This is a genomic window from Pseudomonas sp. GW821-FHT03E01 (assembly GCF_059420765.1).
Map to the genome: position 1 here is coordinate 51213 of NZ_JBWKUI010000008.1, position 23325 is coordinate 74537.

Annotated in this window: 21 protein-coding genes; 10 read left to right on the plus strand and 11 right to left on the minus strand. The window is 57.6% G+C overall.

What is annotated here, in order from left to right:
* Positions 1-25: 25 nt before the first annotated feature.
* The gene (cysZ, locus tag AC07VO_RS14990; protein WP_086944709.1) at positions 26-781 is read right to left on the minus strand and encodes a sulfate transporter CysZ; all 756 of its coding nucleotides are present in this window, start codon (positions 779-781) and stop codon (positions 26-28) included.
* A gap of 314 nt (positions 782-1095) precedes the next feature.
* Here cysZ and trxB point away from each other — a divergent pair, with 314 nt between their 5' ends.
* Entirely contained in the window at positions 1096-2058 is a 963-nt protein-coding gene (gene trxB / locus AC07VO_RS14995; protein WP_018927182.1) for a thioredoxin-disulfide reductase, read from the plus strand.
* Between the two features lie 60 nt (positions 2059-2118).
* On the opposite strand, the gene AC07VO_RS15000 is transcribed toward trxB, so the two are convergent.
* From AC07VO_RS15000 to AC07VO_RS15030, 7 genes are all read right to left on the minus strand, one after another.
* Entirely contained in the window at positions 2119-3369 is a 1251-nt protein-coding gene (locus AC07VO_RS15000) for a 2-aminoadipate transaminase (RefSeq protein WP_018927181.1), read from the minus strand.
* A 171-nt stretch (positions 3370-3540) separates the two neighbouring features.
* Positions 3541-3879 carry a HopJ type III effector protein gene (locus AC07VO_RS15005; protein ID WP_018927180.1) on the minus strand — a complete coding sequence of 113 codons (339 nt, stop codon included), beginning with the start codon at positions 3877-3879 and terminating at the stop codon, positions 3541-3543.
* Positions 3872-4168, minus strand: a complete 297-nt coding sequence (locus tag AC07VO_RS15010) for a DUF1244 domain-containing protein (RefSeq protein ID WP_018927179.1) — start codon at positions 4166-4168, stop codon at positions 3872-3874. Before AC07VO_RS15010 ends, AC07VO_RS15005 begins: the two co-directional genes overlap by 8 nt.
* A gap of 68 nt (positions 4169-4236) precedes the next feature.
* Positions 4237-4608 (minus strand): dihydroneopterin triphosphate 2'-epimerase, encoded by a 372-nt coding sequence (folX, locus tag AC07VO_RS15015; RefSeq protein ID WP_086944710.1) that lies wholly within the window; start codon positions 4606-4608, stop codon positions 4237-4239.
* Positions 4609-4610: 2 nt separating this feature from the next.
* Positions 4611-5186, minus strand: a complete 576-nt coding sequence (gene folE / locus AC07VO_RS15020; RefSeq protein WP_018927177.1) for a GTP cyclohydrolase I FolE — start codon at positions 5184-5186, stop codon at positions 4611-4613.
* A gap of 23 nt (positions 5187-5209) precedes the next feature.
* Positions 5210-5920: a dihydromonapterin reductase gene (folM, locus tag AC07VO_RS15025; RefSeq protein ID WP_018927176.1), complete on the minus strand. Its 711-nt coding sequence runs from the start codon at positions 5918-5920 to the stop codon at positions 5210-5212.
* A gap of 72 nt (positions 5921-5992) precedes the next feature.
* The gene (locus AC07VO_RS15030; protein WP_019647675.1) at positions 5993-6562 is read right to left on the minus strand and encodes an antibiotic biosynthesis monooxygenase; all 570 of its coding nucleotides are present in this window, start codon (positions 6560-6562) and stop codon (positions 5993-5995) included.
* Positions 6563-6764: 202 nt separating this feature from the next.
* Between AC07VO_RS15030 and AC07VO_RS15035 the strand changes: the two genes are divergently transcribed.
* The gene (locus tag AC07VO_RS15035) at positions 6765-7724 is read left to right on the plus strand and encodes a MerR family transcriptional regulator (protein ID WP_173861134.1); all 960 of its coding nucleotides are present in this window, start codon (positions 6765-6767) and stop codon (positions 7722-7724) included.
* Positions 7725-7727: 3 nt separating this feature from the next.
* On the opposite strand, the gene AC07VO_RS15040 is transcribed toward AC07VO_RS15035, so the two are convergent.
* Positions 7728-8333: a hypothetical protein gene (locus AC07VO_RS15040; protein ID WP_007942172.1), complete on the minus strand. Its 606-nt coding sequence runs from the start codon at positions 8331-8333 to the stop codon at positions 7728-7730.
* A gap of 54 nt (positions 8334-8387) precedes the next feature.
* Positions 8388-8864, minus strand: coding sequence for a PAS domain-containing protein (locus tag AC07VO_RS15045; RefSeq protein WP_018927172.1), 477 nt, complete (start codon positions 8862-8864; stop codon positions 8388-8390).
* Positions 8865-8967: 103 nt separating this feature from the next.
* Between AC07VO_RS15045 and AC07VO_RS15050 the strand changes: the two genes are divergently transcribed.
* The 8 genes from AC07VO_RS15050 (at position 8968) to AC07VO_RS15085 (ending at position 22373) form a co-directional block, all read left to right on the plus strand.
* Positions 8968-9423 (plus strand): flavodoxin, encoded by a 456-nt coding sequence (locus AC07VO_RS15050; RefSeq protein ID WP_064620259.1) that lies wholly within the window; start codon positions 8968-8970, stop codon positions 9421-9423.
* 172 nt (positions 9424-9595) lie between these two features.
* A complete protein-coding gene (locus tag AC07VO_RS15055; protein ID WP_018927170.1) occupies positions 9596-10378 on the plus strand; it encodes a class II aldolase/adducin family protein in 783 nt (260 codons plus the stop codon).
* Positions 10379-11281 (plus strand): alpha/beta fold hydrolase, encoded by a 903-nt coding sequence (locus AC07VO_RS15060; RefSeq protein ID WP_018927169.1) that lies wholly within the window; start codon positions 10379-10381, stop codon positions 11279-11281.
* Positions 11282-11390: 109 nt separating this feature from the next.
* Positions 11391-12302, plus strand: coding sequence for an SDR family oxidoreductase (locus AC07VO_RS15065; RefSeq protein WP_086944712.1), 912 nt, complete (start codon positions 11391-11393; stop codon positions 12300-12302).
* A 586-nt stretch (positions 12303-12888) separates the two neighbouring features.
* Positions 12889-14682 carry a DUF1302 domain-containing protein gene (locus tag AC07VO_RS15070; protein WP_086944713.1) on the plus strand — a complete coding sequence of 598 codons (1794 nt, stop codon included), beginning with the start codon at positions 12889-12891 and terminating at the stop codon, positions 14680-14682.
* A gap of 23 nt (positions 14683-14705) precedes the next feature.
* Positions 14706-16073 (plus strand): DUF1329 domain-containing protein, encoded by a 1368-nt coding sequence (locus AC07VO_RS15075; protein ID WP_018927165.1) that lies wholly within the window; start codon positions 14706-14708, stop codon positions 16071-16073.
* Positions 16074-16213: 140 nt separating this feature from the next.
* Complete coding sequence (locus tag AC07VO_RS15080) at positions 16214-18766, plus strand: LuxR C-terminal-related transcriptional regulator (protein ID WP_086944714.1); 2553 nt, start codon at positions 16214-16216, stop codon at positions 18764-18766.
* Positions 18767-18929: 163 nt separating this feature from the next.
* Positions 18930-22373, plus strand: a complete 3444-nt coding sequence (locus AC07VO_RS15085) for a dermonecrotic toxin domain-containing protein (RefSeq protein ID WP_495007605.1) — start codon at positions 18930-18932, stop codon at positions 22371-22373.
* 52 nt (positions 22374-22425) lie between these two features.
* On the opposite strand, the gene AC07VO_RS15090 is transcribed toward AC07VO_RS15085, so the two are convergent.
* Entirely contained in the window at positions 22426-23208 is a 783-nt protein-coding gene (locus AC07VO_RS15090) for an IclR family transcriptional regulator (protein ID WP_086944716.1), read from the minus strand.
* Between the last annotated feature and the right edge of the window lie 117 nt (positions 23209-23325).

Genomic DNA, 23325 nt, shown 5'->3' on the forward strand with positions numbered 1-23325 from the left:
GTGGGATGATGGATATATGACGCGATTAACTGCGTTCCGCCACCAGATTCTCCGCGCCACGCTCACGCACCCAGAACAGCGTCGCACCAGCCACGGCCGCCGGCATCATCAAAATGTTCACCACCGGAATCAGCAGCACCAGATATACGATCCCGCCAAAACTCATGCTCTGCCAGCGCTTCTTGCGCAGCCAGGCGAGCATCTCGTTCCAGCCCAGCTTGTGGTTGTCCGCCGGGTAGTCGATGTATTGGATCGCCATCATCCACACTCCGAACAGCAGCCACAGCGGTGCGGCAATGATGTTGACCACCGGGATGAACGACAGGATGAACAGCCCGATGGCCCTTGGCAGGAAGTAGCCGAGCTTGCGCATTTCCCGGGTCAGGGTACGGGGGATCATGGCGATCAGTTCGCCCCAGCTGAAGGTCGGGAAATCGTCGGTGCCGCGTACCACCACTTCGACTTTCTCCGCGAGGAAGCCGTTGAACGGTGCGGCAATAACGTTGGCGAGCATTGTGAAAGTGAAGAACACCATCAACACCACCAACACCACGAATAGCGGCCAGAGGATATAGCTGAGGAAGCTCAACCAATCGGGCAGGGACGGCATCAGCGTATCGACCCATAGGCTGAACTGATGACCGGCCAGATAGATCAATCCGACGAACAGCACCAGGTTGATCGCCAGTGGCAGCAACACGAACAGACGCAGACTTGGGCTCAGGACCAGATTGAGGCCTTCGCGCAGGTATTGCGGGCCGGACAGAACGGGGGCGGGCATAACGTGCTCCGAACAAGAGGGAAACGCGCCGACCTTACCGGCTTTGCCTGAGGTGCGAAAGCGCGGTAGCGGCATCGACATTAACTGTAACAAAGGCGTCTATACATTCACTGCAACGGAATAGAGACCGCCTATGAGCTGGATTGTTAAACCGTATTTCCTTAATCTTCGCCCCCTCGATACGCTGCACCCATTCTTTTACAGGACTGTCGAGCCCAAGCCTTCCCCAAGTGCTTTCAGCGGTCCTTTTTTATTCCCGCCGGCAATCCGGCGTTCCGCGCCCAGTGTTTCGGGCCGGTCAACAGGAGCAGGTCATGTCTGAAGTTCGTCATTCGCGAGTGATTATTCTCGGTTCCGGCCCTGCCGGTTACAGCGCTGCTGTCTATGCGGCCCGTGCCAACCTCAAGCCACTGCTGATCACCGGCATGCAAGCCGGCGGTCAACTGACCACCACCACCGAAGTCGACAACTGGCCGGGCGACGTCCACGGCCTGACCGGCCCGGCGCTGATGGAACGGATGAAAGAGCACGCCGAGCGCTTTGAAACCGAGATCGTGTTTGATCACATCAATGCCGTGGACTTCGCTGCCAAGCCGTACACCCTGATTGGCGACAGCGCGACTTACACCTGCGACGCCCTGATCATCGCTACCGGTGCCAGCGCTCGTTACCTGGGCCTGCCGTCGGAAGAAACGTTCATGGGCAAAGGCGTTTCGGCCTGCGCGACCTGTGACGGTTTCTTCTATCGCAACAAGCCAGTGGCTGTGGTCGGTGGCGGTAATACCGCTGTCGAAGAAGCGCTGTACCTGGCCAACATCGCCAGCACCGTGACCCTGATTCACCGTCGCGAAACGTTCCGCGCCGAGAAGATCCTGATCGACAAGCTCAATGCCCGGGTTGCCGAAGGCAAGATCATCCTGAAGCTGAACGCGACCCTGGACGAAGTGTTGGGCGACAACATGGGCGTGACCGGTGCTCGCCTGAAGAACAACGATGGCAGCTTCGACGAAATCAAAGTCGACGGCGTGTTCATCGCCATTGGCCACACCCCGAACACGTCGTTGTTCGAAGGTCAGCTGACGTTGAAAGACGGCTACCTGGTTGTACAGGGCGGCCGTGACGGCAACGCCACTGCCACCAGCGTCGAAGGTATCTTTGCTGCCGGTGACGTGGCCGACCACGTTTATCGTCAAGCCATCACCTCGGCCGGCGCCGGCTGCATGGCGGCACTGGACACCGAGCGTTACCTCGACGGCCTGCAGAACGTTTCGTTCTGATTCCTTAGAAAACAAAAAAACCGGCTTCGGCCGGTTTTTTTGTGGGCAGACGATTCTGCCTCAGGACAATTTCGCCAGGCACGCCTCAAGAATATCCAGCCCTTCTTCCAGCACGGCGGCCTCAGTGGTCAATGGCGCGAGCAGCCGAATGATGTGGCGCGACTTGCCGCTGGGCATCAGCAGCAAGCCCGAGTCTCGGGCCAGCGCCAGCAGTTGTGTCAATTGCGCCGAAGCCGGTGTGCCGTCGGCATTGATCAGTTCGATGCCGCGCATCGCACCCACGCCGGTCAAACGGCCCAGATACGGTGACAGTCCGCGTGCCCGCCAGGCTTCGTAGCGGCTGACAATCGCTTCTTCCTGCTGCGTGCCCCAGGCATGCAGATGTGCATCACTCATTTCGTCCAGGGTCGCCAGCGCGGCGGCGCAGGCGATGGGATTGCCTGAGTAGGTGCCGCCCAATCCGCCCTTGGGCAAGTTGTCGACTAGCGACTTGCGCCCGACAACCGCACCCAGCGGCACGCCACCGGCAATGCTTTTACCCAGCAGGATCAGGTCCGGCTCAATGCCCAGTCGCGAAAACGCAAACCGCTGGCCGGTGCGGCCGAAGCCGGACTGGATTTCATCGGCAATCAGCAAAATGCCTTTGTCATCACAGAAACGCCGCAGCGCCTGGGCGAATTCCACATCCATCGCCAGAAACCCGCCTTCGCCCTGTACCGGTTCGACGATAAAACAGGCCACGTCATTCACGTCGATCTCGACGCTGAACAGCCGATCCATCGCCTTCAGGGCCTCGGCGCAGGTCACGTCATTGTCTTTGCTGGGGAAGGGCAGGTGGTACACCGGCCCCGGCAGCACGCCGACTTTCTGCTTGTAAGGCGCGACCTTGCCGTTGAGGTTGAGAGTGGCCAGCGTGCGGCCGTGGAAGGCGCCGTCAAAGGCAATGATCGCGGTGCGGCCGGTGGCGCCGCGGACGATCTTCAGGGCGTTTTCCGCCGCTTCCGCGCCGCTGTTGGTGAGCATGCCGCTGACCGGGTAATCCACTGGAATAAACGCGGCCAGGCGATCCATGAGTTCGATGTAAGGCACATGGGGAGCCGCGTTGAACGCGTAGTGGGTCAGGCGGGTGGCTTGTTCACGAATGGCCTCGACGATGCGTGGATGGCAATGGCCGAGGTTCAGTACGCCGATTCCCCCGACAAAGTCGATGTAGCGCTTGCCATCGGTGTCCCAGACTTCGGCATTTTTGCCGTGGCTGAGACTGATGGGGTGAACAATGGAAATCGACTGACTGATGGTTTCGCTGCGCATGAATGGCTGACTCTGAAGAAGGGATGCTTCTTTTTATCTAAGCCGCGAGCAGAGGTGTCCGGCAAACGAAATAAAGTTGCCGGGTCAATCTTAAAAGTCGGGATGTGCCCTGATACCGATCGATGGCGACGCATAATCTGTGGCGAGGGAGCAAGCTCCCTCGCCACAGGTTTAGCGACGAGTCAGTGGCTGCTGAGCGAACTTCACACCCGCCAAGCCATGGGCAATCAACGCCCGGATATTGCCGTGGTCGCTGCCTTCGGGCGTAGCTACCACCGAGCGATAATGCTCGCCAAACGCCAACAGCGCTTCTTCATCGCTCAGACCTTCCAGCAGCGCCAGGCCCAGTGTCTTGCACGAGCCTTCGTTCTGCCCGGCTGCGTTTTCCACGCCACCGTTGTTGAAAGCCTGGGGCTGGTAGTCATAACCGGCGGCAATGAACGCCAGGGTGTCGGCGAAAACGTGTTCGCCACTCTTGAGGCTGGCGCGCAGGGTGTTCAAATCACTCATTGGGTTTTCCTTTGGCGAACGCCGCTTGTTGGTCGGCGCTGGCTTCTTTCTGGTATTGGGCTTTCCACTCGGCGTACGGCATGCCGTAAACCACTTCGCGGGCTTCATCGAGGCTGACGTCGATCTGGCGTTCGTCAGCGGCGGCCTTGTACCACTTGGACAGGCAGTTGCGGCAGAAACCCGAGAGGTTCATCAGGTCGATGTTCTGCACGTCCTTGCGGCTGTCCAGGTGGGCAACCAGCCGGCGAAAGGCGGCGGCTTCAAGTTCCAGGCGTTGTTGATCGTTCATGATGGGCTCTGTGCAATCAAATCGTGGCGCGGATGATAAAAGCCTGGCGAGCGATACGCCAGACGCGGTCAGCGGCTGGCAGCCAGGGTAATCGACACCGACTCGGCGAAGCGCAGGGCGTGGGGCTTGTCGACTTCGACTTCGGCATACAGCACCGACTCGTTGGTCATGATCAGGTCCAGCAGCTCCTGGGTCAGGCGCTCGAGCAGGGCAAAGCGATTGCCTTCCACGTGGGCAATGATCGCCTTGGTGATGGTGCGGTAGTTCAGCGCGTGATCGATGTCGTTGTCACGCACGGCGTCCTGGGCGGCATACAGGATGGTCAGGTTGATCAGCACATCCTGCTTGTTGAGGATTTCGTCCTCGTTGATCCCGATGAAAGTTCGCAAACACAGGTCCTTGACCCGGATGCGTGCCATTCCTGGTTGAAGTTGTGGCATTGCTACTTGCTCCGTCCAATCAATTGCAGGAACTCCTGGCGGGTGTTGCTCGACTCGCGGAAGGCACCGAGCATCACCGAGGTGTTCATGGTCGAATTCTGTTTCTCGACGCCGCGCATCATCATGCACATGTGCTGGGCTTCGATGACCACCGCGACACCGGCGGCATCGGTCACTTGCTGCACGGCCTCGGCGATTTGCCGGGTGAGGTTCTCCTGTATTTGCAGGCGGCGGGCGAACATATCCACAAGCCGTGCAATCTTCGACAGGCCCAGCACCTTGCCCGTTGGAATATAAGCCACATGCGCCTTGCCGATGAAGGGCAACATGTGATGTTCACACAGCGAGTACAACTCGATGTTGTCGACAATGATCATTTCATCGTTGTCGGAGGCGAACAGTGCGCCGTTGACGATCTCTTCGACGCTCTGTTCGTAACCGTGACACAGGTATTGCATGGCCTTGGCGGCGCGCAACGGGGTGTCTTGCAGCCCTTCGCGGTCGGGGTTTTCACCCAGGCCGATAAGGATCTCGCGATAGCTCTGGGACAGGGCGCTGTGGGGCAGGGATAACGTCATGGGGACATCCTCGCGGGGGCGGCTTATTTGACGTGCCGTCCGCCATTGACGGTCAGGGTCGTGCCGGTGACATAAGGGTTGTCGAGCAAATAGCGCAGGCTCTGGTAGATCACTTCGCTGCCGGGCTCGATGCCCAGTGCGGATTTGGCCAGGACCCTGGCGCGGTACGCCGCGTCGTCGTCGGGATTGAACAGTAGCAGGGCTGGCGCGATACCGTTGACCTTGATGTCTGGCGCGTACTTGGCGGCAAAGGACAGGGTCAGGCTGTCGAGCCCGGCTTTGCTGGCGCAGTAGCCGATGTGCTTGCTGCTGCCCTTGCGGGTCACGTCATCGCTGATGTGCACGATGTCGGCGGGGCTTGAGCGTCTGAGTAAATCGGCACAGTGCAGGTTGATCAGGTAGGGCGCCAGCATGTGCACGCTGAACATGCGGGTGAAGGCATTGGCTTCGGCGCCCGGGGTTTCGGCCAGCCATTCGGAGGCGTTGTGGACTATCGCCCGCAGGCTGTCGGTGTGGTTCTTCAATTCACCGATGAACGCGAGAATCCCGGCCTCGCTGGAAAAGTCCGCGAACACCGCTGTTGCTCCCAGATCGCGCAGGGTCTTTACGCCGGGGCGTTCGCTGCGGTAGCTGAAAATGACCGGATGGCCGTCTTCGAGCAAACGCTGCGCACAGTGCAGGCCGACACGCTGGCCGGCACCGGTGATGAGGATGGGGGCTGCGGAAGAGGTCATGAACGGCTCGCGTCGCGGTTAGAGCAAAACTATACCAGCGACGGGAGTCGTGCACCTACGCTCCTGCAAGAGTTACTGATTTTGGGTAGTAGGCGTTGCGGGCAACGGTTGTTGCGGTGCGGTGTTCAGCCAGCCGGCCAACAGATGGGTCGACAATGGAATGAAGAAATAAACCATCAGTGGTGTCAGGCACAGGGTGCTGACGAACACCCGGGCCAGCAATCCCGTTTCAGCCAATAACGGTCCCAGCACAAAGTTGAACAGCAGGGACACCGGAAAGAACGCCAGCCAGATCGCCACGGCCTGCTTCCAGCGTGGCGGGCGTTGCCCTACCGCACCGAACCAGCCATCGATGCCACTGACCCGATGCTCCGAAGGATGGGCAAACAGATTGCTGCCGCGTCCCAGCCAAGCGGTACGCGACGCGGAATGCTCCCAGGCGTGCAGGGTCTGCTCGTCGGCGAAGCGGAAAATAATCTGGAATTCGTCATCCTCGGGCGGCGGAGCGAGCACGCCAGAACCGAGATAGCCGGGGAAGTCGGTGGCCAGTTGCTCGCCTTCGCGCAACCAGGCCATCAGGTCCTGATAACGCCCATCGGCGACACGACGCGCAACCATCAGCGTGACGGGTGAAGTAGACATTGTGTATCTCCGTAAGGCAAACGCGTCGCTCCGGATAGGAGTTTCGCCAGGCACAGCGCCGGGGTAGTGGGCTGCGTCTTGGGACAAGCAAGGATTATTCCTGATTGTGTCTGGAACTTTCGTTCCAATTAGTTCAGCGACGTGTTGAATATCACTGGGGTATGAGAGTAAAAATGTATCAAAATATTAATATGGATCCAAAATCCCTGTGCTGACCGACATTGCGCCTGGCTTGCCCCCCATTACCTCCCTGATTCGAGAAGAGCTGTTCCCGATTCGTGAGGTCGCGCGGATGACAGGGGTCAACCCGGTCACGCTCCGAGCCTGGGAGCGACGCTACGGGTTGATACAGCCCACCCGCACCGAAAGCGGGCACCGCTTGTATTCGATGACCGATATCGAGCGTGTCCGCAGCATCCTCGGCTGGATCGAGCGCGGTGTCGCGGTAAGCAAGGTTGGCAAGATACTGGCCAAGACCGAACCGCTCCAGGTGCTGGAGCGGATCATTCCCGACGAGCTCGTTCAAGCCGACTACAGCCAATGGCAGCAGCAGGTCAAGGCGGCAGTGAGTGTTTTTGACGAAGTTCAGCTGGAACACGTCTACGGTCAGATCTTTTCCAGTTATCCGCTGACAGTTGTGTTTCAGGACATCCTGATTCCGATCTGGAAGCTATTGCTACAACGCCAAGATGCGTTCGGTCAGACCAGCGAGTGGCTTTTTCTGGATGGCTTTCTGCGGTCTCGAGTATTGCAACGCCTGCTGCTGGTGCGTGTCATGCAGCCGCGACGAGTGATTGTCTGCGCCTTGGCCGACCAATGTCGTGAGCTCGAAGTATTGGTCACGGCGCTCTATCTGAGCAGCATCGATTCGGCTATTCAGTTGTTGGCGATCGGGCAGCCCTTTGATGAGTTGATCCTGGTCTGTGAGAAGATCAAGCCCAGGGCGCTGGTGCTGATTTCCAATCACGCGCCGGCTGCCGAACTGCCTCGACGTTTGAACCGTCTGGCCATGGGCCTGGATTGTCAGCTGTTTCTGGCCGGGGATGCGTCCGACCTGGCGCAAGAAAGTCTGGCCGGGTCGTCGGTGGGTTGCCTTGGAAACGAGGGAGGGTTGATGCGCCAGCGTCTGAAACAGTTCCTGGCGGGAAACCTGGATACCTGAGATTCAAATATGCAAAGCAGGATGGGTCAGGCGATGTTGCTGAAGGATGTACTGACGCAGACGCTCGGTTTCGTCCTTGTCACTCTGGCTCAACTCGTAGGCGTAGAAACCTTGCTCGGTCTCACGCTCCAGGGTGCCGCGCAACGCAATCCGCTCATAGCCTGACGGGCTGAACCACAGCGCGAAGTGCTTTGGCGCTTTGGTCTTGTTGCGAACTTCCAGCAAAACCCCTTTGAACGATATTTCGTGCACCCACATCGTGCCGGGTTGCCCCTTGGCATTTTCCAGCGCCACTGGCTCTTCGAGCGGCAGGCGCCATGGCCGAATCATTGGCCCGTCTTCATAAATGCTGGGGACACCGAGGCGTAGATGCATTGCGTGAAACTCATCTTCCACCAGGTGCAGCGGGAAGGTCATTTGCTGATTTTCGAAAGTGGCCTGGATGGTGACTTGCTCATGAGCGGCCAGGCGTGTGAGCAAATCACGGATCTGCGAGCCGCCATTGACCAGCAAACTCGACGTCGCATCCCGCACATTGAGTTGCGGGTTGTGTTGCATGGTCTGGATAAAGTCCAGCTCATCCTGGGTCAGGAGTGCGTCGCGCTGCATGATTTGCTCGAAAGAAATAATTACAAAGTCATCGGTGATTGTAGTAAATGACCACTAATTCGCAGATTGGTTTGATCCGTTCGTCGACTTGAGATCAGCAAGTTCTGCCTGTACCTCGGCCAATTGCGCTTCCAGCTGTGCAACTCGCTGCTGTGCCCTGACCTGAACCGTGACGTCTTTCTGCACACCGACAAAATAGGTTTGTCCGTCGTGCGGGTTTTTTACCGTGGAAAGCGACAGTTCGTTCCAGAACGGGGTGCCGTCCTTGCGGTAATTCCTGAGAATTTCCCGGCAGGAACCGCCATTGCCCAACGCCTGGCGAATCAATGCGAGGGCGGGCTGATCCCGGTCTCCTGCCTGCAAAAAACGGCAATCCTGATAGAGGATTTCTTCACTGGTATAGCCCGTCAGGCGTTCGAACGCCGGGTTTACGTAAATCAGGATGTTGTCCTGTTCGCCTTCCTTTTCGGCAATCACGATGCCGTCGTTGGACGCGTCGATCACCATTTGCAGCAGTGAGGCATTGATCATCGCAGAGTCCTTTGCGTATTGATGGGTACGCTGCATTCTAAAAGATCAATGAGGGCTGTGCTGTTAATATCTTGGCCTTTTACTCAGCTTCAGGATCAGATTGATGAAAGTCGCCATCCTTTCCGGCTCGGTGTACGGCACGGCTGAAGAAGTCGCCCGCCACGCCGCAAGTCTATTGAACGCCGCCGGTTTCGAAACCTGGCACAACCCGCGCGCGACACTTGCCGATGTTCAGGCCTTTGGCCCAGAAGCATTTCTGGCGGTGACTTCGACCACCGGCATGGGTGAGTTGCCGGACAACCTGCAACCATTGTATTCGATGATCCGCGATCAATTGCCCGCCGCCTGGCGTGGCTTGCCGGGTGCCGTTATCGGGTTGGGCGACTCGAGTTACGGCGATACGTTCTGCGGTGGCGGTGAGCAAATGCGTGAGTTGTTCGGCGAACTGGGCGTGCATGAAGTGCTGCCGATGTTGCGTCTGGACGCCAGTGAAACGGTAACGCCGGAAACCGACGCCGAGCCTTGGCTGGCGGACCTGGTCAGCGCTCTGCGGGGCTGACCGGCTTTTATTGGCGGCAGTGTTCTGACATGGATCCAGGCTCCCCCGCGCACTGACTCGCTCGGCCACCAAGCTGGCTGCCAATGCAACTAGCCGATCTCCGGGGGCTGACTAGACTGCTGTAACGTCAGTGAACATTAAGAACCCAGAACAATAAAAAGAGATCCTTGCCGTGAGCGTAACCCCCATCCAGTCGCCACACAGTCTCCAGGATAAAGTCAGTGCCGCCGAGTGGCAGACCCGCGTCGACCTGGCGGCCTGTTATCGTCTGGTCGCCCTCCACGGCTGGGACGATCTGATCTTCACGCACATTTCAGCCAAGGTGCCAGGCACTGAAGACTTCCTGATCAACCCGTTCGGGATGATGTTCCATGAAATCACCGCGTCGAGCCTGGTCAAGGTCGATCAGGCCGGCAACAAATTGATGGACAGCCCCTACGAGATCAACCCGGCGGGTTACACCATCCACAGCGCGGTGCATGAAGTCCGGCATGACGTCGTGTGTGTGCTGCATACCCACACGGCGGCGGGGGTGGCGGTATCGGCGCAGAAACAGGGCATTTTGCCGATCAGTCAGCAGTCATTGTTCGTGCTGTCCAGCCTGGCTTATCACGCCTACGAAGGCGTGGCACTGAACCATGAAGAGAAGGCGCGGCTGCAAGCCGACCTGGGTGAAAACAACTTTCTGATGCTGCACAACCACGGTCTGCTGACCTGTGGTGGCACCATCGCCGACACGTTCCTGATGATGTTTACCTTTCAGCGCGCCTGCGAGATTCAGGTGCTGGCGCAGAACGGTGGCGCAGAGCTGATCGCCATCGAACCGCAGATTCTGGCGGGCGCCAAGGCGATGATCGCCGGCGTCACCAAAAGTGCTCAAGGGATGGGTGGCGCGCTGGCCTGGCCGGCGCTGCTGCGCAAACTCGATAAACAAGACCCGGGTTATAAACTCTAAATGGCACTCGCCGAAATTCCTCTGTGTGTCTGGCGTAAGCGCGGCCAGACGTTCGTCTTCCGCGGTCAGACCATCCGCTATTGGGCTGCGGGGCAGGGCGAGCCGCTGTTGTTGATCCATGGCTTCCCGACCGCCAGTTGGGACTGGCATTACCTGTGGCAGCCGCTGGCGCAGCGCTATCGGGTGATTGCCTGCGACATGCTTGGCTTCGGCGATTCGGCCAAACCGGTGAACCACAACTACAGCCTGCTGGAGCAGGCCGATCTGCAACAAGCGTTATTGGCGCACTTGAACGTCGAGCAACCCGTTCACGTGTTGGCACACGATTATGGCGACAGCGTGGCCCAGGAGCTCTTGGCCCGGCACTACGAAGCACGCGCTCATATCGCCAGTTGCGTGTTCCTCAATGGCGGGTTGTTTCCCGAAACCCATCGCCCGGTGTTGATGCAAAAACTCCTGCTAAGCCCCTTGGGCTGGATGATCGGGCTAGCTTTTACCCGTGACGCTCTGGTGAAGAGTTTCAAGCAGATTTTCGGTCCGCAGACCCGGCCCACCGAAAGTGAGCTGGATGATTTCTGGAGCCTGGTCGATAGCAATCACGGGCAGCGGATCATGCATAAATTGATCGGTTATATCCCGCAGCGGCGGGTCCAGCGTGAGCGTTGGGTCAGCGCCATGCAGCGCGGCGAGGTGCCGCTGCGCGTTATCGATGGTGAGGTCGATCCGGTTTCCGGTGCGCACATGGTGGCGCGCTATCGGCAACTGATTCCCACCCCGGACACTGTCCTGCTGTCCGAGATCGGCCATTACCCACAGATCGAAGCGCCGGCGCAGGTGCTCAAGCACTATCTGGAATTTCGCGATCAGTTGATTTCACCGCCGCTCAAGTTGGCGTGTTCCTGACTATCCCGCTGCCTTATCGCGCACCATTCAGCCGCCCCCGTGTTCATTGTGACCGGCAGCCCCGTGCCCGACACTCGCACTAATAGTCCCTGGCCTGCTGGAGTTCCCCATGAATGAGTCTGTGCGCTTCGAAGATAAAGTCGTGATTGTCACCGGTGCAGGCGGCGGCTTGGGGCGAGCGCATGCATTGCTGTTCGCCAAACAGGGTGCCAGAGTGCTGGTCAATGATCTCGGCGGCTCGGCTCAGGGTGAAGGCGCCAATGCATCGGCGGCTGATCGGGTGGTGGCGGAAATTCGTGAAGCGGGTGGCATCGCCGAGGCTAATCATGACTCTGTCACCGACGGAGACAAAATCGTCCAGCACGCCCTCGATACGTTCGGTCGTATCGATGTCGTGGTGAACAACGCCGGCATCCTGCGCGACAAGACCTTTCACAAAATGGACGACAGCGATTGGGACCTGGTTTACCGCGTTCACGTCGAAGGCGCCTACAAGGTCACTCGCGCCGCCTGGCCACACATGCGTGAGCAAAACTATGGCCGCGTGATCTTCACCGCGTCGACCTCGGGCATCTATGGCAACTTCGGGCAGTCAAACTATGGCATGGCCAAACTCGGCCTCTACGGCCTGACCCGCACACTGGCTATCGAGGGCCGCAAGAACAATATCCTGGTCAATGCCATCGCCCCCACGGGTGGCACCCGCATGACCGAAGGCCTGATCCCGCCGCAAGTATTCGAGCAACTCAAACCGGAACTGGTCAGCCCATTGGTGGTGTACCTGGGCAGCGAGCAATGCCAGGAAACGTCGGGGCTGTTCGAGGTCGGTGGCGGCTGGATGGGCAAGGTGCGCTGGGAGCGCAGCCTGGGCGCCGGGTTCGATCCGCGGGTCGGTTTCTCGCCGGAGGATGTGGCGGCGCATTGGCAGCAGATCTGCGATTTCGAAGGCGCGGCGCATCCGAAGGACAACATTGAGGCGCTGAAGGAAATGATGGGGAACTTGCAGAAGTATTCCCTCTGACGCTGATTGCGCGACATCTGGCGGGGCTTGCCTGAGCCCCGTCATCTCCTCCCGACTACTCCCTGCCTGAAAACCTTTCGCCCATAAAAAAGGCCGCTGCAAACGCAGCGGCCAAAGTAAGACGTGGATCCAGGAGCTACAAATCAACGTCAGTGAACACAGGGCGATGAGTCGAAAAAATACGCTTCAAATCATCTGGATTCTGTCGCCAACGGGGTGGTCTATCATCCCCGTTCTTTGTGCTTTCGGGCCGTTTTCCGTGAAAGCCAGGCAAGAATAAGGTATTGATCACAAAGGAAAAATAGCGATTTCTGACATGCACTGTTACAGTCTTGGCAACAGTCTTCGGCTGACCTTTTGTAACAGCTGCCGCTAGCTGCGCCAGCTGTTACACATCCAACTTCAACCATGTCCCATGCACTGCACTGATAACCCTCCATCCAGCCCATCCATACCCCGCGCAAAACCCCGCCCCATGCGGGCCTTCATCCTTTGGAGGTACATCGCGAATACCTCCTTGGTGCGCTTATCGCTCCCGGCGAGCGGCAGTAGGGTGGGGTCTTCTGTCACTCACCGGGGAAGACGCATGACAAAAACAACAATGCGCGCCATCTTCAAACCGCAAGCGCTGGCCGCTGCGGTGGCCTTGGGCTGCTGTGCCCAGGCGCAGGCTGTTTCATTCAACATCGGCGAAATCGAGGGGCAGTTCGATTCCTCGTTGTCCGTCGGCGCGAGCTGGGGCATGCGCGATGCCGACAAGTCGCTGGTGGGTACCGTCAATGGCGGGACAGGCCAGTCTTCGACCGGTGATGACGGACGCCTGAACTTCAAGAAAGGCGAAACCTTCTCCAAGATCTTCAAGGGCATCCACGACCTCGAATTGAAGTACGGCGACACCGGCGTGTTCGTCCGTGGCAAGTACTGGTACGACTTCGAGCTCAAAGACGAAGACCGCGAGTTCAAGCAGATCAGCGACAGCGGTCGCAAGGAAGGCGCCAAGTCTTCCGGGACGGAGCTTCTCGATGCCTTCGTTTATCACAACTATTCCATCGCCGATCTGCCGGGCACCGTGCGTGCCGGTAAACAGGTGGTCAGCTGGGGTGAAAGCACCTTCATCGGTAACTCGATCAACAGCATCAACCCGGTCGACGTTTCGGCGTTCCGGCGTCCCGGCGCTGAGATCAAGGAAGGCCTGATTCCGGTCAACATGTTGTTCGCTTCCCAGGGCTTGACCGATCAACTCACGGTGGAAGGTTTCTACCAACTGGAGTGGGACCAGACCGTCGTAGACAACTGCGGCACCTTCTTCGGTAACGACGTGGTGGCGGACGGTTGCAACAACAACTACACCGTCGGCAGCCCGGCGATTGCACCGCTTGCACCACTGGCGGCAGCCTTTGGCCAACCTATCCAGGTCACCCGTGAGGGCGTGATCGTGCCCCGTGGCGGTGACCGCGATGCACGGGATTCGGGGCAGTGGGGCGCGGCTTTGCGCTGGCTCGGTGACGACACCGAATACGGCCTCTACTTCATGAACTACCACAGTCGCACACCGACCGTCGGCACCACCACCGCCGGGCTGTCCACATTGGCCAGCCTGCCGGGCATGGTCAGCACTGCCAACCGTCTGGCCCCGGGCAGCGGTTCGGGCCTGGCGCAAAGCGTAATGCTCGGGCGCGGCCAGTACTACCTCGAATACCCGGAAGACATTCGCCTGTACGGTGCGAGTTTTTCCACCACGTTGCCCACCGGTACTGCCTGGACCGGCGAAATCAGCTACCGGCCTAACGCTCCGGTGCAGGTCAACACCAACGACCTGACCCTGGCGTTGCTCAACCCGATCGCCGGCGGCGCGGCATCGCCTGTTGCGACCCGGCCTGGCGCCGACAATACCGGTTACCGCCGCAAGGAAGTGACCCAGGTGCAAAGCACCCTGACGCACTTCTTCGATCAAGTGCTGGGCGCCCAGCGGCTGACCCTGGTCGGTGAAGCGGCGATGGTCCATGTCGGTGGTCTGGAGCCGCGGAGCAAGCTGCGTTACGGCCGTGATTCGGTCTACGGCCAGTACGGTTTCGGTGGCGATACCGACGGCTTCGTCACCTCGACCTCCTGGGGCTATCGCGCCCGGGCGATCCTCGATTACGCCAACGTGATTGGCGGGATCAACCTCAAACCCAACCTGTCCTGGTCCCATGACGTCGCTGGCTACGGCCCCAACGGGCTGTTCAACGAAGGCGCCAAGGCGATCAGCGTCGGTGTCGATGCCGACTACCGCAACACCTATACCGCAAGCTTGAGTTACACCGACTTTTTCGGCGGGAATTACAACACCCTGACCGACCGCGACTTCCTGGCGCTGAGCTTCGGCGTGAACTTCTGATCTGGCTGAGAAGGATGATGTTAATGCGCAAGATGATTCTGCAATGCGGCGCTCTGGCACTAAGTCTGTTGGCCGCCAACGTGATGGCTGCGGTCTCGCCGGAAGAGGCCAATAAGCTCGGCACCACCCTCACGCCGCTGGGCGCCGAGAAGGCCGGCAACGCCGATGGCTCGATCCCGGCCTGGACCGGTGGCATCCCGAAAAACGCTGGCGCGGTCGACAGCAAAGGCTTCCTGGCTGACCCGTTCGCCAGTGAAAAGCCGCTGTTCACCATCACCGCTGCAACGGTCGACAAGTACAAGGACAAGCTTTCGGACGGTCAGGTGGCGATGTTCAAGCGCTACCCGGAAACCTACAAGATTCCGGTCTACCCAACCCACCGTACTGTGGCCGTGCCGCCGGAAATCTACGAGTCGGCCAAGCGCAGCGCGCTGAACGTAACCAGCATCAACGACGGTAACGGCCTGGCCAATTTCACCGGCAATCGCTATTACGCGTTCCCGATTCCGAAGAATGGCGTCGAAGTGCTGTGGAACCACATCACCCGTTACCACGGCGGTAATCTGCGACGGATCATCACCCAGGTGACCCCGCAGACCAACGGCAGCTACACGCCGATTCGCTTCGAGGAAGAGATCGCCGTACCGCAACTGATGAAGGACCTGGACCCGGACAAAGCCGCCAATGTGCTGACCTTCTTCAAACAGTCGGTAACCGCGCCGGCGCGGCTGGCGGGTAACGTATTGCTGGTGCATGAAACCCTCGACCAGGTGAAAGAGCCGCGACTGGCGTGGATCTACAACGCCGGTCAACGTCGAGTGCGCCGTGCACCGCAAGTGGCCTACGACGGACCAGGCACCGCCGCTGACGGCCTGCGGACTTCGGATAACTTCGATATGTTCTCCGGTGCGCCAGATCGCTACGACTGGAAACTGATCGGCAAAAAGGAAATGTACATTCCCTATAACAGCTACAAACTCGATTCGCCGAGCCTCAAGTACGATGACGTGGTGAAAGCCGGGCACATCAACCAGGACCTGACCCGCTACGAGTTGCACCGGGTCTGGGAAGTGGTCGGCACGGTCAAGCCGAGTGAGCGGCACATCTACGCCAAACGCCACATGTACCTCGACGAAGACAGCTGGCAAGTGGCGCTGGTGGACCACTACGACGGTCGCGGCCAACTGTGGCGAGTGGCCGAAGGTCACGCCCAGTACTACTACGATCACCAGACTCCGGCCTACACCCTCGAGGCGCTCTACGACATCATCGCTGGCCGATACATTGCCCTGGGAATGAAGAACGAAGAGAAGCACAGTTTCATATTTGGCTTTGACGCCAAGGCTGCCGACTACACACCGTCGGCTCTGCGCGCCGAGGGCGTTCGGTAAGGGTTTTGATACATTGGCATCACAAAAGGCGACCGGTGGGTCGCCTTTTTTATGGGCGCCAATCAGCGCGCTGAATACCTCTCAACAAGCGGGTTGGAGAGGGTTAGGGTTGTCGGACAATTATAAAAAGGCACGCTGCAATGACCGCCATGACCCCGTGTCTGGACCGTTCTGGATTCCTGCCCCGCCTGTCCTCTCATCACTTGTCGCGGGCTCGCTTGACCGAGCCGCTACTGACCTCCACGGCCCGGGTGAAATTACTTTGCGCCCCCGCCGGCAGCGGCAAGAGTGCGCTGCTCGCCGAGTGCCTGTTGCGGGCGCCATCCCGGTGCCGGGTGCATTGGCTGCCCTTGTCTGGCGTGGTGTCGAGCGCGGCCGATTTTCGTCATCGTCTGGCTGAGGCGCTGGGGTTGGCCTCGTCGGGTGAAACCGAATTGCTGAGCAATCTGGCGCGATTGCAGACGCCGACCTGGCTGTTCCTCGATGACTACTGCCGTCTGCCGAACCCGGAGCTGGACTCGTTGCTGGATCGCATGTTGGCGATCGGCAGCCCGATGCTGACCTGGTGGCTCGGCACTCGCCGCCGGCCGCAATGCAACTGGCCACGGCTGTTGCTTGATGATGAATTGTACGAGTGCGAGAGCGCTTCGCTGGCTTTTACTTCAGGTGAAGTGGAGCAGCTGTTGCGTCCCTGGGTGCCGGATCAGGCCAACAAGGTGGCCAGTCGGGTCATCCAGCGCACCGGCGGCTGGTGTGCCGGTGTGCGGATCGCACTGTTGCAGAAGTGCGACTGGTCGCGTCAGGACACTCCCCAGGGACGGGCGGACACTTTGCTCGATTATCTGGAGCACGAGTTGTTCAGCTCGCTGACGCCTGAGTTGAGCGAGGCCTGGCGCGTGCTGGCCCACTTGCCACGCTTCAATGCCCGACTGTGCGATCACCTGTTTGGGGCCGGGGAGGGCGCGCAGTACCTGAGGACCTTGCAAGCACTGGGTTGTTTTATCGAACCCTGGCGCGACTCCACCGACTGGTTGCAGGTTTTCACCCCGTTCACCCAATTGCTGCGCGATGAGCAATGGCCGGCCGGACGCTCCTGGCATCGACGGGCCTGCCAGTGGTTCTGCGCCGAGCAGGACTGGAAATCAGCCTTCGAACAGGCATTGCTCGCCGAGGAATACGAAGTGGCGGTCAGCCTGTTGCAGCACTTCAGTTTCGAGCATCTGTTCGAGGAGCAGACAGTGGTGCTGTTGTTGCGTCTGCATGAGCAACAAGGCGAGGAGCTGATGCTCGGCTCGCCGCAACTGATCGGGCTGATCACGGCGGCATCGCTGTTTGCGGGGCGGTTTGAGCAAGCCGGAGCCTGTATCGAGCAGCTGTCGCGATTCGTCCCGCAGCCGTCGGCGATTCTGCAACGGCAGCTGATCGCACGGTGGCAGGCCCAGCAGGGTTGGCTGTTGCATTTGCAGGGGCGGATGGAGGGCTCGCGTGCGCATTTTCTCGATGCGCTGAAGGACCTTGGTCCCGAACTCTGGACTGTACGTGTGATGTGCTTGTCGGGGCTGACCCAGCAAGCATTGCTGCGTGGGGAGCTGGAAGTCGCCCAGGCAATGAATCGTGAAGCGTTGTGCCTGGCACGTGCGCAAGGTTCACTGGTTTTCGAAGGACTGCTGGAACTGGACCATGCGCAATTGCTGGAGCAGCGTGGTGCTCTCCAACGTGCCGAGGACTTGCTTGCCAATGTTCACGCCATGTTCACCAGGCAGCAACGCGATGCCGAACCTTTGCTCGGACGACTGGCGTTGCAGCGTGGCCGTTTGAATCTGTCCCTGGGACGCGATGCACAGGCGAGCGAGTTGTTTGAAAGTGGCTTGCGGATCTGCCTGCGCAATCACGACAAGCGGGTGCTGTACGGTTTTCTGGGGCTTGCGCAATTGGCGGCCAATCAACGTGACTATGACTTGGCATTTGCTCATCTGCGCGATGCTGAACGGTTGATGCAGCAGCGGCAGAGTCCTGACACCGTTTATCGTGGCGTACTGCTGCAAGTCAGCAGCCATTTCTGGCTGCAGCAGGGCCGGCCAGAACTCGCCTGTGAGGCGCTGAGTCGCGTCTTGCGCCACTATCTGGGCCAGGCGCGGCAAGCACCTCCGGCAACTTTGCTGCTGATTGCCCGGATTGAGTACCTGCTGGTGTTGGCCCAAGTCTATTTGCACCGGAGCGAGGCCCCATTGAACATCCTCGCTCGCCTGCTTGATCAGTCGAAGCGCTCCGCTCAGTTGACGCTGGAGGTGGAACTGTTGTTCGCCAGGGCCGAAGTCGCCTGGTTGAATAGTGACCTGGTCAGTGCCAACGAGTTTTTACGCAGTGGATTAAATCTGGTGGAGCGATGTGGTTTGCGGCAGGCGCTGCGCGAACTTCAATTACGCCAGCCTGACCTGCTGTCGGCACTGGGAATGACGGAGCCGAACATTGAAGGCGTGGCATATACAGGAGGTAATAATCCGCTTAGTCAGCGCGAGGTCGAAGTACTAAAGTTGATTGCGTTGGGTAATTCGAATCAACAGATTGCCGAGCAATTATTCATCTCGTTACATACGGTCAAAACGCATGCTCGACGCATTCACGGTAAGTTGGGCGTTGAGCGCAGAACTCACGCAGTTGCCCAAGCACGATTGCTTGGGTTGTTGGCGTGATGTAACAATTGATTGGCTGTTTGTGGCACGACATTGTTGTCGCTGCAACATAAGTCGAAAAGAAATTCGACTGTGATGTTGGTTTTTTTTGATTTAGTTTCGCTGAAAGTTGGTGTGTGCAAAGTGCGCCGCTTTCAATTGACTAAATCAGGATTATGTATTTATGGAAGGTAATAAACTCGAATCGGTTTCAAATAAATTTATCGGCGTAAACGAGGCCGTTGAACAATTGTCCGAGCAATTGAGCCTCATCCCGTCATTTGCGTCTTTGCTACAAGATTGTCTGGCGGAGGACATGTGGCGGTTGGTGCCGGAACTCTATGTTTCCAGGGTGTTTATCAATTATCGCGGTGCTGCGACTGCCCAAGAGCCGACAGGCTCACTGAATAATGTATTGATGGAGTGTCTGCTGCGCGGAAGTGCACCGGATTATAATCCAGACCAATATGGTGTGTACGATTGGCTGAACGATACGGACGAAAGCGCCCGACACGCTGATCTGGATATTGGGACAGTGAGTCAATTTATCGCCGAATTGCTCCGGACGTTGCCTGCAAAGTTTGTCGTGGCGCTGGATCAGTACTGGGCACGTAATATGGGCAACAACGTGATGCGTAAAGGCCTTCTGCGAAGTTATGCAGTCAAACTCTTCTGGCAGGAATTGAATAGCGTAACGCAAGAGGGCGGTGTCACACCGGAAGACAAAAAAAAGATTTTCGCGTTGACCGGTCCTCTGGTTCCCAGCGCATTTTATGGCGTTGCTGTCCAACTGCACGATGGCGTCTTCAAAACATTGGCTTCGGCTTTTGTCATGCGTCTGGATGGTCAGTCGTCAGGGGCAATTGTTCCTGCGGCGGACAGTGCCATGATTTTATATACGGCGAACGCAGGGGTGGAAAAGTTCGCTACGTCGGCAGCGCTGCATCAAGAAGTCCGGAAACGCCTGAGTACGCCAGCGAGTCGTGGCGAATTGCTGAAGGACTTGGCAGTTGAAGACGCGCAGAAGGTCGAGGCTGATCCAGAGATTCGTTATCCACGAATTGATACGGATGTATTCGGTGTTGGCACAGACGCGCTGTTGGCAAAGCAACGTGCTGACATCAGTCGTCAACTCAAGGGGTTGAGTGGCTCGCGCACGGACAAGGAGAATGTGATCCGAGAAGTTAACGCCCTCCTGCCCTTGAAGGAGCTGCTTGAAAATGCGAAACATCGCACCGCCGCGCTGATCAAGTTGATCAGTAAAAATGCGTGGCCTGAATGGTTGAAGCGCAGTAGCGAAAGGGACCAGAAGATTTATGTCGATCTGGAGCGCACCCTGCTTCAAAGTGAAGTAGATCTGCATCAACGAGTGGGTCATGTCGCGTCGCTGAAAGCCTATACACGAAACAGTGTTCAAGACTTTATTTTTCGGCGTGCTGCACTGCATGTCGATCCTGATTTTGTCCTCGTGACCTTGAACTACAATTTCCGTATGGGCGTGAAGGAAATCAGGCATCAAGAAACGAAAACGTTAACCGAACTTTTTATGTACGGTTTGCATGATAAAGCCGCCCGCTATCAGCTCAAGATCAACGGCGAACATGCGCGGGATTTGACCCCTTCATTCATCGAGTCGGCCATCGAAACGCTCGATGTGCGGATGAAGTACGCAGCGCTGCGGAACGCTGCCTATAAAGAGCCAGAAGTACAAGACGCTATCCATGAAAACCTGGCAAGAGTGACGGCCTTGTCGGTATTCGCCGCCGGGCTGCAAGGTCATTTGAAGGCGCAAAGTCTGGATATGGTGAAACGTTGCAATCTCGGCGATACATCATTGACCACTCATGGTCTTTCTTTTCGTGATGATTATCAGGCATTCAAGGAACTCACCGTTTATACGTCTAAAAGCAATGGTGCGCTTGTTCCTTGTGTGCTATATGCGCCAGGCGCTCCGGAAGGTAAAGACTGGTTTGAATTCGATAATGTTTGGTTGCTCAAGGAGCACGTTGCGAAATGGGTGCTTGTTCCAGGCGGTAAGGATTACTTGATCGATCAATGCCACTTGAAGGATCGCAGCAAGCTGGATGACGAAATAAATAAATCTGGAGCAGCGGCCATAGCTGGTCAAGGGTCAAGAATCAATACCGTTACATGGCTGTCTCTTCCCCAAAGACGCTTCGAAGACAGTGTCAGGCAGTTACTGGCATGGGCGCAGTACGAGGTCGAATTTGTTACGCCTGGTTGGTTCAGGCAAGCGAAGCTGTCTGAACGGCAATGCCTGGCTCGACTGACTACTGAACAAAGCGCCATTTATGAACTGGCGAAAGATAAGGTGAATGTACAGCCGTTTCAGGTGTTTGCTCGGGAATTGGTGAAAAAGCGAGTCAATGACTATTTACGTCGCTCGGGGCCACACCCGGAAATCGATCCGGACCAGGTTGAGATCACAATTGCAGGTCATCAGCCAATGACCCTGACTCAACTGTTTATTAATTGGGAAATCTGGCGCAGCGACACCAGTTCTTTTGTAAAGGCTCTTGCGTGGTTTGACACGGTGGTCAAAAGTCTGGTCAATGTTCGTGATCAATTGAGAACGGCTACGTTCAGGTCAAGAGACGGCACCTCGGTGGGAAGGCTGAGTGCAACAGTGATCAACGACTTGATTGGAGTGTTGCCAGGGGATCAATACATCGATTATTTGAAGCGCACTTTCCTCAATCCCGGGGTCGGAGATCTCTCAACAAGACCTGAGGTGTATGGCAAGCTCAAGCAAAACAAACTCCAGTTCGATGCTCTGACTCAGAGAATGCAAGGCAATTTGAGCGTGGAGCAATATACCTGGCTGAATGCGGTGCTCGAAGAGTTGCACATTACTGCAAATACTGCCAATGGCGAAGTCTACAGGTTTGTCGTCAACGGCAAGCGCGTTGAAGGTGGGTACGTCTTTGCTCGCAAAGGCACAACTGAAAAGATTATTTATCTGCCAGCGGCTTACGATGGCAAGAACTTTGTTTCACTGGAATCTTATGCCGCGGAACTGAAGATGCACGCGCGATGGGATATTGTTAAAAGTGTCCGAAGTAGAGATCAAGAGGTTGTGCGCGCTTATTTGTTCGAGGTTCTGAAGGGATACCATGATTTCACGCTAACACCCGGACGGCCTATCCGCTTATCGGATGACTACGCGCCGATGATCGAGCTTTTCATCGCCGAGACGGATGACCAGACGACCAGTCTTTCCGAAGCATTCTGGCGCGACACGCTAATTGTTGCCGAATTTGCGGTGGACATTGTTTCGCTCTTCATTCCACCGGTCGGGGTCGCAGCCACGTTATTGAAGGCAACGCGATCAATTGTGCTAGGGGTAATCGCTCACCACAACGGGTATGAAAAACAGGAAAACGGGCATTTTTCAGCTGCATGGGTCGGGTTGATTTCTCTCTATGTGGGTACCGTTGCGGGCATTGGCGGTGCAAATGCCGGCCTGAGTCTCCTTTCCAGAATCAACGATTTTGCCGGAATCGTTTCAACCGTTACCGGTGTTGAGGTCGGCGTAAATTATCTGACCTATGTGGCGGGTCGGTCTCTCGCGAATACAACCGGTTCGGTAACAACCTCTATTCGCTGAGCAGGGAAAAGAGTGGATTAATAGCGGGCGGTGATATTTCCGCTTTATTACGTCATGGTTCAACCTGGTAACCCATCCGCCAACTCACGGCCCGCGTCGCTGCCAGCAATCGCTGCGCCGCCGGGCCGTTTTCGTCAGCGTGAAACAGTGAGGTCGGACCGACGATGGTCATGACCGCCGCTACATTCCCTGCTGCGTTGAATACCGGTGCCGACAACGCATCCACTCCCGGCATCAGCAACCCATGCACATGATGCAGGCCGCGTTCGCGGATCTGTTCGCATAAGGCTGCATAGGTCTGATCGTCCGCCAAGATGTGGTCAGTGGTGTTGTGAAGTTCCTGATCGCGCAAGTCCACGGTTTCCCGCTTTGGTAGGTAAGCGCCAAATACCAGGCCAGTGGATGAACTGAGTAACGGCAATACCGAGCCCAATTGCGTGACCACCGTCACCGCTCGCACCGCCGGCTCGATGTGCACCACCGTCGCGCCCTGATTGCCCCACACTGCTAAAAAACAGGTTTCATTCAAGTCATCACGCAACTCGGCCAGAGGCAGAGCGGCGACTTTCAGCACGTCCATACTGTTCAGGGCAGCCAGGCCGACTCGCAGCGCTTCACGGCCCAGGCCGTAATGGTTGGTGGCGGGGTTCTGTTCGGCAAAACCGCTGGCGATCAGCGCTTGTAGATAACGGTGAACCTTGCTCGCCGGCATCTGCACGTGTTCGGCCAGACGCGACAGCGAGGTCGAGGGCGACAGCTCGGCGAGGGCCTTGAGGATGTCGGTGCCGACTTCGGCCGAGCGGACTTTCTGTTTACCGTTGCTTTCGCTGGTCATGGAGGCGGTGTGATCCCGGGACGAATGGGCGTCTTTATAGCTTGACGGTCAATACCAATCAAATTACGTTATGCGTAATTGAATTACGATAAAAATAACTTCCCGTTCAGGAGGCTC